The sequence below is a fragment of the Streptomyces sp. NPDC001056 genome (assembly GCF_053598955.1).
The window spans coordinates 1-13,846 of sequence record NZ_JBSFLI010000032.1 but is presented as its reverse complement, the minus strand read 5'-3'; the positions used below and the strand labels follow the sequence as shown (position 1 = coordinate 13,846).

Here is a 13,846-nt window from a genome sequence, read left to right as displayed (position 1 = left end):
CCTGATCATGCCGCGCCCCCTGCGGGTAGCCATCGTCGGAGCCGGCCCCGCCGGGATCTACGCCGCCGACGCCCTGCTCAAGTCCGAGGTGGCCGCCGACCCCGGCGTGTCCATCGACCTCTTCGAGCGCATGCCCGCCCCGTTCGGCCTGATCCGCTACGGCGTCGCGCCCGACCACCCGCGCATCAAGGGCATCGTCACCGCGCTCCACCAGGTGCTGGACAAGCCGCAGATCCGCCTGTTCGGCAACGTCGACTACCCGACGGACATCAGCCTGGACGACCTGCGCGCCTTCTACGACGCGGTGATCTTCTCCACCGGCGCCATGGCCGACCGCGCGCTGTCCATACCCGGCATCGACCTGGACGGCTCCTACGGCGCCGCCGACTTCGTCTCCTGGTACGACGGCCACCCGGACGTCCCGCGCACCTGGCCGCTGGAGGCCGAGAAGGTCGCGGTCCTCGGCGTCGGCAACGTGGCCCTGGACGTGGCCCGCGTCCTCGCCAAGACCGCGGACGAACTGCTGCCGACCGAGATCCCGCAGAACGTCTACGACGGTCTGAAGGCCAACAAGGCCCTGGAGATCCACGTCTTCGGCCGCCGGGGCCCGGCCCAGGCGAAGTTCAGCCCGATGGAGCTGCGCGAGCTGGACCACTCCCCCAACATCGAGGTCGTCGTCGACCCCGAGGACATCGACTACGACGCCGGCTCGATCGAGACCCGGCGCGGCAACAAGCAGGCCGACATGGTCGCCAAGACCCTGGAGAACTGGGCGATCCGGGACGTCGGCGACCGTCCGCACAAGTTGTTCCTGCACTTCTTCGAGTCGCCCGCGGAGATCCTCGGCGAGGACGGCAGGGTCGTGGGTCTGCGCACCGAGCGCACGGCCCTCGACGGCACCGGCAACGTCAAGGGCACCGGCGAGTTCAAGGACTGGGACGTCACCGCCGTCTACCGCGCGGTCGGCTACCTCTCCGAGAAGCTGCCCAAGCTGCCCTGGGACCTCGGCTCGGGCACCGTCCCGGACGAGGGCGGCCGGGTCGTCGAGGAGGGCGGGGCGCACCTGCAGTCCACGTACGTCACCGGCTGGATCCGGCGCGGCCCCGTCGGTCTCATCGGCCACACCAAGGGCGACGCGAACGAGACGGTGGCCAACCTGCTGGACGACCACGCCAACGGCCGTCTGCACACGCCCGCCGCGCCCGCGCCGGAGGCCGTGGACGCCTTCCTCGCCGAACGCGGTGTCCGCTACACCACGTGGGAGGGCTGGTACCGCCTCGACGCCGCCGAGCGCGCCCTGGGCGAGCCGCAGGGCCGCGAGCGCGTGAAGATCGTAGAGCGGGAGGACATGCTGCGCGAGAGCGGGGCGTGAGCGCGACCGCGCACAGCCTCGGGCACGAGTGACCCGGCAGGGATGACCCGCCAGGGGCGACCCGGCAGGGACGACCCGGCAGGGACGACCCGCCAGGGACGACCCGCCAGGGACGACCCGCCAGGGACGACCCGCCAGGGACGACCCGCCAGGGACGACCCGCCAGGGACGACCCAGCAGGGGCGACCCGCCAGGGGACGCCCGACCACACCGCCCCGCACACCCGGGTGTGCGGGGCGCACGCCCGCGCGCGGCCCGGCGGAGAGCGGGGTCCGCGACCCACCGTCCGGCCCGGCGCGCCGCGCGGGACGTGGGGCCGTCTACGTTTCCGTGCGGTGAGCGGTGATACTGGGAGGCGCACCCGCTCCCATCAGCAGATTGGCTCATGTCGAACTCCGCCACCGACCGCGCCGCCCTCCCGCAGTCCGTCTGGGCGGCCCGCGGCCGTCACACCGGTCCCGATCCCGAAGACGTCGTCCGCCGCACCCTGCGCCGGCACAAGGAGGGCGGGGACATCGACGACTTCGCCGAGCCTCCCGCGCCCGAGGACACCCCCGGGGACGACGCACCCCCCAAGATCTTCGAGGCGCGCTGGCGGGCCGGCGGCACGGTGACCGTGCGGGCCCGGCTCACGCTCGTACCCCGGCAGGGCAAGCCGCAGGGACACGTGTGGCAGCTGGTCGCGGAAGCCGAACGGCCCTGGGACGAGGGCTGGCCCTCGCCCGCGACATTGTTCTGGCCCGAGGGCGGCTCCGGCGACGACGGTTCCTGGGACCACCACCCCACGGTCGCCGGTCTGCGCTTCCGGCAGGTCAACGCGCTGCCCGCGGACGACAAGGAGATGCGCCGCCGACTGCGGGACGCGGCCCGCGAGGCCTGGTGCGTCAACCTGGTCGTGCACGAGGCGATGACCCCGGACGAGCAGGGCAGGCTGCCGCTGGCCCGGCTGCTGCCGCCCGGTCTCCGGCACCGCGTCGTGGAGCACCGCGCCGCCCCGCACCAGCTGCGCGGCGTGAACTGGGCGTTGAAGGACCTCGGCGTCGAGGTGCCGCGCGGCGGCGCCGTGCTCCTGCCGCCCGACCCGGCGCCCGAGGACTACGACGGCGCGCCGCACCGGGTGCGCAGCGTCTTCCTGGACGGCTCCGAGCCCGCCGAACTCCTCACCGCGCTGCGGCACTTCGTCGCCCTGCCCCGGCCCGCGCCGCAGGACGAGGTGGCGGCGCTGGCAGACCTCAGGGACAACTGGACCCTGATGACCCACCAGGAGGAACTGGACCGGGAGCGGCGGCTGGTGGCCATGTACGCCGAGGCGCTGGAGGCCATGACGAAGTCCCGGGACCTGTACAAGCAGGCCGCCGAGCAGGCCCTGGAGGCGCTGGCCGCCTACCGTGACGTCCCCCCGCCCGCCCTGCCGCAGCAGCGGCCCGCCGTCCGGACGCCCGCCCCGCTGCACCAGCTCACACGGACGTTCGAACGGTTGCGGTTCCCCGGCCTTCCCGGCCGCGCGAAGGCGGCCCCCGAGGACACCGCCGACGGCACGGACCGGCCGTCGTAGGCCCCGTGCCGTACAAGGAGCCCCGATGGATTCCACCACCCTGCTGCTGATCGTCGCCGCCGGCGTCGCCGCGGGCCTGCTCGCCGGTGCCGTCGCGGTGCTGGTGCGCCTGGTGCGGACCCGGCGCACGCTGCTGCGCGCCGGGCTGCCGACGGGACCGCGCTGGGTGTTCTGGGGCGCGGTGGCGTATCTGCTGCTCCCCACCGACCTGCTGCCCGATCCCGTCTACCTGGACGACATCGGCGTCCTGCTCCTCGCCCTGCGCAGCATGCGCGCCGCCCGGCCGGTGCCGCCCGAGCCTCCCCGGCTGCCCTGAGACCCCGGCCGGCTGCCCCGGCCCGCGGCGCGTGCCGCACGACGGTGCGACGCAGCCCGTCGTCACCGGTGTCTCCGACGCCCCCGCCGCCGTGGACGTCGCCGTCGTCGTCGATGTGATGCGGGCCTTGACCGTGGCCGCGACCGCCGGGTGGCACGCCTGCCAGGACGGGGCGCCGGTGTCCCGGGCTTCGACCTCGCCGACTCGCCCGCTCGGCTGCGCTCGCTCGATGTCCGCGGTCGGACGATCGTGCAGAAGACCACCGCCGGTACGGCCGGGGCGCCGGCCTGGCGGACGCCGGGCTCGTGCCGTGCGCGGGTTTCCTGGTGGCCGGGCGGCCTGCGCCGAGTACATCGCCGCCCGGGTGCGCGCCGCCGACGCCGATCCCGGCCCGTATCCGGACCGGCCCGCCACTGCGACGCGGCCGCGGAGCTCGCCGCGGCGGTGCGGCGGGGACGGACCGGGGTGCACCCGCAGGACGTGGAGCTGCGTCTGGCGGCGGACACCGTCCCGTTCGCGATGGCGGCCGCCCGCGTGGACGGGCGTACGGTGCTGCGGCCCGTGGGCGCCGGTGGGCCGGGGCGCCGGCTCAACTCCCCTGGTGGCCGGGGGCCTTGGTCCTCCCCTGGTCGCCGGGGGCCTTGACACTCCGCTGGTCGCCGGGGGCCCTGACGCCGAGCAGGACGGCCGGCACCACCGCGAGCGCCGCGAGCGCGGCCACCGCCGCCGCGGTACCGGCCAGCCAGGGCGGTGCGAGCGTCGCCGCCCACAGCCGCGCCGGGTCCGGCAGCCCGAACCGCCCGCCGAGCAGTTGTCCCGCGCCGAGCCCCGCCGTGACCGCGAGGGCGGCCGCCGCCGCGCCGAGCCTGGCGTGCGGCGACCGCGCGGGCAGGGCGAGGCCCAGGAGCATGCACAGCGCGGAGACGACGAGGGTGGCGCCGAGGAGTCCGTGGGACAGACCGGCCCAGTAGCGGGGCGCGTGGGCGGCTCCGCAGAGGAAGACCAGGACGGCGGCGGCGCGGACGCCGGTCTCGGCCGGGGAACGAAGGCCGGGGCCAGGGGCGGGCGCGTGGCCGGCGGGCGCGGGGCCGAGGGCCGCGCGGGGCGTGGGTTCGAGCCGGAGGAGCTTGATCCGGGGTGGCCGGCACGGTGGCGTCCGGGACGGCTGGGGGTGACGGCGGCCGGCGGACTCCGCAGGGCCGACCGGTTCGGGAGCCGTCGCCGCGCACTCCGGAGGCGACGGCTCGCACCCCGGCTGTTCCGCGGCCAGCCGGCCGATCAGTTCGGCCACTTCCTCGACGGGCCGGCCGCTCGCCACCGCCTGTACGGCGGTCCGGGCGCAGTGGGGTTCCACGGGGGTGCGGTGCAGCAGCCGCAGCAGCCGGCCGACGTCCGCGAGGGGGCGTTGCCCGGCGGCGGCACGGAGCACGGCGTCGGCGCCGGCGGGGTCCCGCGGGGGCCGGGTGAGCAGGGCCACCAGCCGGGTGACGTCCTCCACGGAGCGGTCGAGCCCCGCCACGCGCGACGCCTCGGCCGATGTCCGGGCGTGTTCCGGGGAGCTTTCCAGCAGGGTGAGGAGCCGCACGACGTCCTCCAGCGGGCGGGTGGTGACCGCCGTGCGGACCAGGTCGAGCAGGGGGTCGTCGTACCGGCGGTCCTCCTGGTGCCCGGCCTCGGGCGGCTTCTGCGCGCGGGACCCGGCCGGCGGCGCGGACCGCGTCAGGACCCGGACCGGCGGTACGCGGACACCGACCGTGACCGGCGCCGGGCGTATGAGGGAGTCGGCGGGACAGGTGGACGAAGAGCGGGTGGTCATTCTCGGCTCCAGTGCAGGAGTGCGGCCGCACCTGACGCCCCCGACCGCGGCACGCGCAGTACGCAGTCCATTACTAGGAGCCGCGCCCCCGCGCCGCCACCCGGGTGCGGCACTGGTGTGAGCCCCGGCCGTCCCTTCCCCGCCGGGGTGCGCCCTCTGCTCCCCCTGGCGCATTCTTGCTGTGTGATCCACCCGGAGGCGTACAGGACGAGGTAGGGCCGATGGCGGGGAGCGGGGAGCGCGCGGCCCGGACCAGGGCCCGACTGGCCGCGCTGCTGGCGGACACCTCCACCGCGGCGCTCCGCGCGGCGGGCGGGAGGGTGGCGGGCGTGTACCTGCGCGCGAGCGGTCCCGGGCCCACGGGGTCGGGGGGGCACGACGAGCTTCCGGATCGCGCCGGGTCCCCGGGGGACGGCAGGGAGCACCGGGGAGACGCCGGGTTCCGGGAGGACACGGAGCGCCGAGGCCGGGCCCGGTTCCCGGAGGACGCCGACGCGCCGGGACGCACCGGCTTCCCGGGACACGCGGGGCCCTCGGAGGGAGTCGGGTTCCCGGGCAGCGCCGCGTTCCCGGCCGACACCGACGCCTGGACACCTGCCGGCAGCCCGGGACACACCGACGGCCGGCGCCGTGCGGACCCATCCGGGCGGGCGGCCGACCCCCCGCGCACCGGCGCCCCCGCCGACGCGGACGTCCCCGCGCACGCCGACCCCCCGCGACCCGCGGGCCCCGCCCCCACCCAGGAACGCCCCGACGCCCCCGCACCCACACTCGCCTACACGCCGGGCCCCAGCGAAGGCGCCCCGCCCTCCTCCCTCCGCCTGGCCGTCCTCGCCGGGCTCCCCGCCGCCCTCTTCCGCCCCTGGTGGCGCGTGAACGCGAACGGGCCCCTCCCCGTCTCCGACGCCTACCGGCTCGGGGTGCCCGTCGTACTGCCGAACGCGACGGAGACGGTGCGCCGGTATCCGCAGTTCGCGGCGGGGCTGCCGTTCCCGTTCGGGTCGGTGCACCTGCCGGTGCCGGGCGGCAGCGAGCCGCTCGGGGTGCTGAGCGTGCTGCGACCCGCGGTGGACGGCGCGGACGAGCCGCTCGACCCAGACCTGCTGGCGAGACTGGCCGAGGGCCTCGGCACCGAGCTGCTCGCGCTCGCCGACGGGGACCCCGGCGCGATCGCGTGGGACACGGAACCACGGTGCGTACGGCCGCCCGCCCGCCGGCTCCCGGGGGCCACGATCGGACACTTCACCTGGGACCCGGGGGCCGGCACGGTCCGCGCGGACGACCGGCTGCACACCCTTCTCGGCCTGCCGGCGAGCGAGTTCCCGGGCACCGAAGCGGCGCTCGCCGAGGCCCTGGCCCCGGCGGAGTCGTACCGGGTGCTGTCCGCGCTGCGCGACACCGCCGCCGGGAATCCGCCGGGCGCGCCGCTGAGCCTGCGGGCGGGCGACGGCACGCCGCGGCTGCTGGACCTGTGGCCGACGGCGGACGGCGGTGCGGTGCCGAGGGTCGGCGGCGTGGTGGTCGACCCAGGCCCGACCGCCCTCGCGGACGGCGCCGCCGATCAGCTGCCGCAGGGCGTGTTCTCCCTGGACCGGCTCGGGACGATCGTGTACGCCAACGCTGCCGCGGCACGGTTCGCCGGGCACCCGCGCGAGTGGCTGCTCGGCCGGTCCCTGTGGGACGCGATGCCGTGGCTGACCGGTCCGCCGTACGACGACCACCTGCGCGGTGCCCTGCTGTCCCCGGAGCCGGTGCACTTCCATGTGCGGCGGCCGAGCGGGGAGCACGACGGGTACGACGGGTACGCGGTGTCGGTGCATCCCGGCGAGGACCTGCTGACCTGCACGCTCGTCCCGGCCAGCCGCATGGAGGCACCGGCCGCCCCGCACCCGGCGCCAAAAGCGCCGACCACCCCGCGCCCGGCGGCAGAAGCGCCGGCCGCCGCGCACCCGCCGACGGAGGCGGTGGCGGTCGACCCCTCGACGGCGGCGGTGTACCGGCCGGTCGCGCTGGCCATCGCGCTGACGGACGCGGTGACGGCCCAGCAGGTGTCGGCGGTGGTGATGCAGGAGCTGCTGCCCGCGTTCGGCGGCCGACGGCTGGCCATCCACCTGCTTCAGGAACGGCATCTCCACCTGGCGTGGGAGACCGGTTTCCCGCCGGGCTTCCTGGAGCGGTTCGACGGCGTGGGCCTCGACGCGCGGATCCCGGACGTGGAGACCCTGGTGACGGGCCGCCCGCTGTTCTTCGAGTCGATGCGTCAGCTGGCGGAGACCTATCCGGGGGTGCCGCTGGACGCCGAGGAAGGCTCCCGCGCGTTTCTCCCGCTGATCGCGTCCGGCCGGATGGTCGGCTCCTGCATCCTCGGCTTCGACCGCCCGCGCCGCTTCAGCACGGAGGAGCGTACGGTGCTCACCGCGCTCGCCGGGCTGATCGCGCACGCGATGGAGCGGGCGCGGCGCTACGACAGCGAGGCCGCCCTCGCCCGGGGGCTCCAGCAGGCGCTGCTGCCGAGCCGGCTGTCGGCGCACCCCGGGGTGGAGACCGCGGGCCGCTACCTGCCGGGCACCGAGGGCCTGGACGTGGGCGGCGACTGGTACGACGTGGTGGAGTCCGGGGACGGCCTTGCGCTGGTCATCGGCGATGTGCAGGGGCACGGGGTGCAGGCGGCGGCGACCATGGGCCAACTGCGCAGCGCCGTGAGGGCGTTCGCGCTGGGCGACCGGCCGCCGGACGAGGTGCTCAGCGGGACCAATCATCTGCTGATCGGTCTCGATCCGGGCCAGTTCGCCAGCTGCTGCTATCTGCGCCTGGACCCGGCCACCGGACGGGCCCAGATCGCCCGTGCGGGGCATCTGCCCCCGCTGCTGCTCTCCCCCGGCGGCCGGACCAGGCCGCTGGACATCCCCGGCGGCGTCGTCCTCGGGGTGGATCCGCAAGCGCGGTACCCGGTGACCGAGCTGCTCCTGGAGCCGGACGCGATCCTCGCGCTGTACACGGACGGCCTGGTGGAGCGGGCGGGCGCCGACATCGACGAGGGCATCGCGGACCTGCGCCGGGCCCTGGACCGGGCGGGCGCGGCCGCCGGGCGGCGCGACGGCCTCACCCTGGCGGGAGTCGCCGACCGCCTCACCGCCGCCGCACGCCACGCGGGCGCCCGACCCGACGACGTGGCGCTGCTCCTCGCGGCGCGCCGTGAGGAGACCATGCGCGCCGCAGGGCCGCGGGGACCCGCGCGACCGGCCGCGTACGACCCGCGGGCGCACCCGGGCGGAACCCACCGCTCCACCCCTGGTCATCCCTCATGACCCCTTTCCACCTGCTCCGACGCCGGCCCCCCGGTGCGACGCCCTCGCCTGATGGCGGCGGGCAGTGTAGACATGGGCACATGGTGCGACTGCCCGGCCGGCCCGTGTCCCGGCCGCCCCGACCTTTCGGGCACCCTCGCGCACCACTGGCCCCGCCACCGGACGGCCCCGGCGCGAACGGCGACCCGCCGGGGATGCTCTGGGCAGCGGTGACCGGCCGCAGCGTCGCCGGTCAGGTGTTCGTGCTCCAGGTCGTGATCGTGCTGCTGCTGGTGGTCTCGGCCGTGGTGGCCCAGGTACTCCAGGTGCGCCACGACAGCGAGACCGAGGCCCGCAACCGCTCGCTCGCGGTGGCGCAGACGTTCGCCAACGCGCCCGGCACGGCCGCCGCGCTGCGCTCCCCGGACCCGACGGCGATCCTCCAGCCGAGGGCCGAGGCCGCCCGCAGGGCGACCGGCGTGGACTTCGTCGTCGTGATGAACACGCAGGGCGTCCGCTACACGCACCCCCGCCCCGATCGCATCGGCAAGAAGTTCGTCGGCACCATCGGACCGGCCGTGAGCGGCGGCACCGTCGTGGAGAAGATCAACGGCACGCTCGGCCCGCTGGTGCAGAGCGTGGTGCCGGTCAAGGACGCGAGCGGCACCGTCGTGGGGCTGGTGTCGGCCGGCATCACCACCGCGCACGTGGGCGGGGCCGCCGACCAGCAGCTGCCGTTGCTGCTCGCCGCGGCCGCCGCGGCGCTCGCGCTGGCCACCGCGGGCACGGCGCTGGTCAGCAGACGGCTGCTGCGCCAGACGCACGGTCTCGGCCCGTACGAGATGACCCGGATGTACGAGCACCACGACGCGGTGTTGCACGCGGTCCGCGAGGGCGTGCTGATCGTCGGCCGCGACGGCCGGCTGCTGCTCGCCAACGACGAGGCGCAGCGCCTGCTCGACCTGCCCAAGGGCGCCGAGCGGCGGCATGTCCTGGAGCTGGGCCTGGACGACGACACGGCGCGGCTGCTGGCCTCCGGACGGGAGGCGACCGACGAGGTGCACCTGGTCAAGGACCGCCTGCTGGCGATCAACCAGCGGCCCACCGAGCTGCGCGGCGGCCCGGCCGGCAGCGTCACCACGCTGCGCGACTCCACCGAGCTGCGCGCGGTGTCCGGGCGGGCGGAGGTGGCCCGGGAACGGCTGAACATGCTGTACGACGCCGGGGTGGGCATCGGCACCAGCCTGGACGTGACCCGTACCGCCGAGGAGCTGGCGGAGCTTGCGGTGCCCCGGTTCGCGGACTTCGCGACCGTCGACCTGTTCGAGTCGGTGCTGAACGGGGAGGAGCCGCGGCCGGGGAACGCGCTGCGTCGGGTGGCCTGTGTGGGCGTCCGCGAGGACTCCCCGCTGTACCCGCTGGACCACCGGATCCGGTTGGTGCCGGCCTCGCCGCAGGCGCGCAGCCTCACGAGCGGGCAGTCGGTGGTGGTGCCCCGGTTGCGCGACGCGCCGGGCTGGCGGGAGCAGGAGCCGGAGCGCACGGACAAGGTGCTGGAGTACGGCATCCACTCGCTGATCACCGTGCCGCTGCGGGCGGGCAGTCTGGTGCTGGGGCTCGCGCACTTCTGGCGTTCGGAGAGGCCGCAGCCCTTCGACACCGAGGAGCTGGCGCTCGCGGAGGAGTTGGTGGCGCGGGCGGCGGTGTCCATCGACAACGCCCGCCGGTACACCCGCGAGCACAGCATGGCGGTGACGTTGCAGCGCAGCCTGCTGCCGCGGACGCTGCCCGAGCAGGGCGCGCTGGAGATCGCCTACCGGTATCTGCCGGCGCAGTCCGGGGTGGGCGGCGACTGGTTCGACGTGCTGCCGCTGTCGGGGGCCCGGGTGGCGCTGGTGGTGGGCGACGTGGTGGGGCACGGGCTGCACGCGGCGGCGACCATGGGGCGGCTGCGCACGGCCGTGCACAACTTCTCCGCGCTGGATCTGCCGCCCGACGAGCTCCTCGGTCTGCTGGACGAGCTGGTCGGCCGGATCGACCAGGACGAGAACGCGGACGAGGGCGCCGCGGTGACCGGCGCGACCTGTCTGTACGCGGTGTACGACCCGGTGGCACGGCGGTGCACCATGGCCCGCGCGGGGCATCCGCCGCCCGCGCTGGTGCGCCCGGACGGGAGTGTGGAGTTCCCGGAGATGCCGGCCGGGCCGCCGCTGGGTCTGGGCGGGCTGCCGTTCGAGACGGCCGATCTGGAGCTGGCCGAGGGCAGCAGGCTGGTGCTGTACACGGACGGCCTGATCGAGGACCGGGACCGGGACATCGACGTCGGCCTTCAGCTGCTGGGTGACGCCCTGCGCGGGGCGCCGGACACCTCACCGGAGGCGACCTGCCGCTCGGTGCTGGAGCGGTTGCCGGCCCGGCCGAGCGACGACGTGGCGCTGATCGTCGCCCGGACGCGGGTGCTGGGCCCGGGCCGGGTGGCCGAGTGGCAGGTGCCGTCGGACCCGGCGGCCGTCTCGGAGGTGCGCTCCGCGGTCACCCGCACGCTGGACGAGTGGGGCCTGGAGGAGCTGGCGTTCGCGACCGAGCTGATCCTCAGCGAGCTGGTCACCAACGCCATCCGCTACGGACGGCCCCCGATCGGGGTACGGCTGCTGCGCGACCGCACCCTGATCTGCGAGGTCTCCGACCGCAGCACGACCTCCCCGCACCTGCGCTACGCGGCGAGCACCGACGAGGGCGGCCGGGGTCTGTTCCTGGTCGCCCAGCTCGCGGATCGCTGGGGCACCCGCTACACACCGAACGGCAAGATCATCTGGGCTGAGCAGCCGCTGCCGTAGACCGTGCCGTCCGTCTCGCGTGCCAGGCGGCGGGGCTCCGGAGATCCCCGCCGTCCGCGGGGCTCACTGAAGCCGGGCACCGGGCACACGCCACCGGCCGCTCGCCGTGGCCGGGCGCGGCGACGTCCCCCGCGCCGCCGGGCGCCACGCCCGTCCCCCCGATATCACCGCCACTCCCCCTGTTCACCGAGACCCTCACCCCGGGCACCGGCATCGACCACCCCGCCACCGACCGTCCGGCCGCGCTGCCGGTGAGATGGCGACCTGCGGACACCCGGGCCGCCGGGTCAGCCCAGGGCGCGGTCGAGGTTGAAGGCGGCGCTGATCAGCGAGAGGTGGGTGAACGCCTGCGGGAAGTTGCCCTGTTGCTCGCCGGTGCGTCCGATCTCCTCGGCGTACAGGCCGAGATGGTTGGCGTAGGTGAGCATCTTCTCGAAGGCCAGCCGGCCCTCGTCGAGCCGGCCGGCCCGCACCAGTGCCTCGACGTACCAGAAGGAGCAGATGGAGAAGGTGCCCTCGTCGCCGCGCAGCCCGTCGGGGCTGACCAGGGGGTCGTAGCGGTAGACCAGCGAGTCGGAGACGAGTTCCTCGGTGAGGGCGTCCAGGGTCGACAGCCACTTGGGATCGGTGGGGGCGATGAACTTGGTGAGCGGCATCATCAGCACGGAGGCGTCCAGCACGTCGCCGTCCTCGTGCTGGACGAAGGCGTTCCGCCGCTCCGACCAGCCGCGGTCCATGATCCGCCGGTAGATGGCGTCCCGGGTCTGCCGCCAGCGGAGCAGCTCGGCGGGCAGCCCGCGCCGGTTGGCGAGCCGGATGGCGCGCTCCACGGCGACCCAGCACATCAGCCGCGAGTACAGGAAGTTCTTGCGGCCGCCGCGGGTCTCCCACACGCCCTCGTCCGGCTGGTCCCAGTGCCGGCAGACCCATTCGACCAGCCGGCTCACGTCGTCCCACTGCCCGCTGGAGATGGGCTGGGCCCATTTGTCGTAGAGGTAGACGGAGTCGATCAGGGCGCCGTAGATGTCGAGCTGGAGCTGGCCGGCGGCGGCGTTGCCGACCCGGACCGGGGCCGAGCCCTGATGGCCCTCCAGGTGGGGCAGCTCGCGTTCGGGCAGGTCGGTGCGCCCGTCGATGCCGTACATGATCTGCAACGGGCTGGAGGCGCCGCCGTCGCCGGGGTTGATGCTGGTGGTCAGGAAGCGCATGAACGCCTCGGCCTCGCCGCTGAAGCCCAGCCGCAGCAGCGCGTAGACGGCGAAGGCGGCGTCGCGCACCCACACGTACCGGTAGTCCCAGTTGCGCTCGCCGCCGAGCTGCTCGGGCAGGCTGGTGGTGGGGGCGGCGACGATGGCGCCGGTCGGGGCGTAGGTGAGCAGCTTGAGGGTGAGGGCGGAGCGGTGCACCATCTCCCGCCAGCGGCCCCGGTAGCGGGACTGGTGGAGCCAGCGCCGCCAGTAGTCGACGGTCGCGTTGAACTCGTGCTCGGCCTCCGCGTGGGCGCAGCCGCGCGGGGCGATCGCCGCGCCGGCCTGGTCGAGGGCGAACACCGCCGTCTCGCCCTCGCCGAGCTTGAACTCCGCGCGCGCGTCGCGGCCGTCGCACTCCATGGCGACGGTCGCGGTCAGGGCGAGCGCCAGGTCCGGCGACTCGAACAGCAGCGTTCCGTCCGTCTCGCGGACGGTGTGCGGGGCGGCGCCGTAGTCGAAGCGCGGGGCGACGAGGGCACGGAAGGGCACCCGGCCGCGCACGCACACCACCCGCCGGATCAGCCGGTGCCGCACCGTCTCGCAGGGCTGCCCGGGACCCGCGGTGACGGGCATGAAGTCCTGCACCTCGCCGACGCCCTCCTCGGTGAAGAAGCGGGTGATCAGCACGTTGGTGTCGGGGAAGTAGAACTGCTTGGTGCGGGCCGGGACGGCGGCGGCCAGTTCGAAGCAGCCGCCGCGCTCGGCGTCCAGGATGGCCGCGAAGACGCTGGGCGAGTCGAAGGACGGCGAGCAGTACCAGTCGATGGTGCCGTTGCTGCCGACCAGGGCGACGCTGCGCAGGTCGCCGATCAGGCCGTGCTCGGCGATCGGCAGGTAGCGGGGGCTCGCGGAGGTGTCCGCGGGGAACGGCGTCTGGCTCATCGGCGGCCTCCCGGTGCGGGTGCGCGTGGTCCGCGATGTCTCCAGCTTAGGAGCGAGTACGACGTCGTGGTGCGGGCAGGCGAACCGCACCCGTCGCCGGGGCGCCTTCCGGATGCAGGGTGCGCCGTGGCGGGCAATGGTGAGAGTGTGCGCCGTTCGGCGGCACCGGCACGGATGCGGTCATCCGGACCGAGGAGGAGGCAACATGTCGACATCCGCAAGTGGAGGGTCCAGGTCGCCCGACGACCACTGCACCCCGGACTCCCTGCTCCACTCGGCTCCCCAGCGGGACGTCACCCCGGAGGACCTGGTCATGGCGGCCGGCAGGGACGTCACCCCGAAGACGCTCGACTGGGCGCGCCGCAAGCTGGAGACGGAGGGTCCGTCGGCGATCGAGAAGCTTCTGCCCTAGGGGGTTCAACGGGGAACCAGGGCGGGCGGCGCCGCGCGGCGCCGCCCCCCCGGGGGGATGCTGTGGGGGGCGTGGGAGTGGGTAGAGCACACCAGTGAAATCCACTGACTTAACCGCAT

The 13,846-nt window shown here is 75.2% G+C and carries 8 protein-coding genes; 6 read left to right on the top strand and 2 right to left on the bottom strand.

The window, feature by feature from the left end; genetic code table 11:
* Positions 1-7 precede the first annotated feature (7 nt).
* The 3 genes from ACWDD7_RS29675 to ACWDD7_RS29665 all read left to right on the top strand — a co-directional run bounded on the left by ACWDD7_RS29675 (position 8) and on the right by ACWDD7_RS29665 (position 3,243).
* Entirely contained in the window at positions 8-1,372 is a 1,365-nt protein-coding gene (locus ACWDD7_RS29675) for an FAD-dependent oxidoreductase (RefSeq protein ID WP_450459668.1), read from the top strand.
* Between the two features lie 385 nt (positions 1,373-1,757).
* Positions 1,758-2,927, top strand: coding sequence for a hypothetical protein (locus tag ACWDD7_RS29670; RefSeq protein WP_450459667.1), 1,170 nt, complete (start codon positions 1,758-1,760; stop codon positions 2,925-2,927).
* A 25-nt stretch (positions 2,928-2,952) separates the two neighbouring features.
* Positions 2,953-3,243, top strand: coding sequence for a DUF1232 domain-containing protein (locus ACWDD7_RS29665; RefSeq protein WP_351879460.1), 291 nt, complete (start codon positions 2,953-2,955; stop codon positions 3,241-3,243).
* Positions 3,244-3,832: 589 nt separating this feature from the next.
* Here the strand turns inward: ACWDD7_RS29665 and ACWDD7_RS29660 are convergent.
* Positions 3,833-5,059: a hypothetical protein gene (locus ACWDD7_RS29660; RefSeq protein ID WP_450459666.1), complete on the bottom strand. Its 1,227-nt coding sequence runs from the start codon at positions 5,057-5,059 to the stop codon at positions 3,833-3,835.
* Between the two features lie 221 nt (positions 5,060-5,280).
* Between ACWDD7_RS29660 and ACWDD7_RS29655 the strand changes: the two genes are divergently transcribed.
* Entirely contained in the window at positions 5,281-8,367 is a 3,087-nt protein-coding gene (locus tag ACWDD7_RS29655; RefSeq protein ID WP_450459665.1) for a SpoIIE family protein phosphatase, read from the top strand.
* A gap of 194 nt (positions 8,368-8,561) precedes the next feature.
* Complete coding sequence (locus ACWDD7_RS29650) at positions 8,562-11,183, top strand: SpoIIE family protein phosphatase (protein ID WP_450459664.1); 2,622 nt, start codon at positions 8,562-8,564, stop codon at positions 11,181-11,183.
* Positions 11,184-11,470: 287 nt separating this feature from the next.
* Here ACWDD7_RS29650 and ACWDD7_RS29645 read toward each other — a convergent pair whose 3' ends face one another.
* Complete coding sequence (locus ACWDD7_RS29645; RefSeq protein ID WP_450459663.1) at positions 11,471-13,315, bottom strand: glycoside hydrolase family 15 protein; 1,845 nt, start codon at positions 13,313-13,315, stop codon at positions 11,471-11,473.
* A 205-nt stretch (positions 13,316-13,520) separates the two neighbouring features.
* On the opposite strand from ACWDD7_RS29645, the gene ACWDD7_RS29640 reads away from it, so the two are divergent.
* On the top strand, positions 13,521-13,727 hold the full coding sequence (locus ACWDD7_RS29640; protein WP_351879445.1) for a hypothetical protein: 207 nt from the start codon (positions 13,521-13,523) through the stop codon (positions 13,725-13,727).
* Positions 13,728-13,846: the final 119 nt, after the last annotated feature.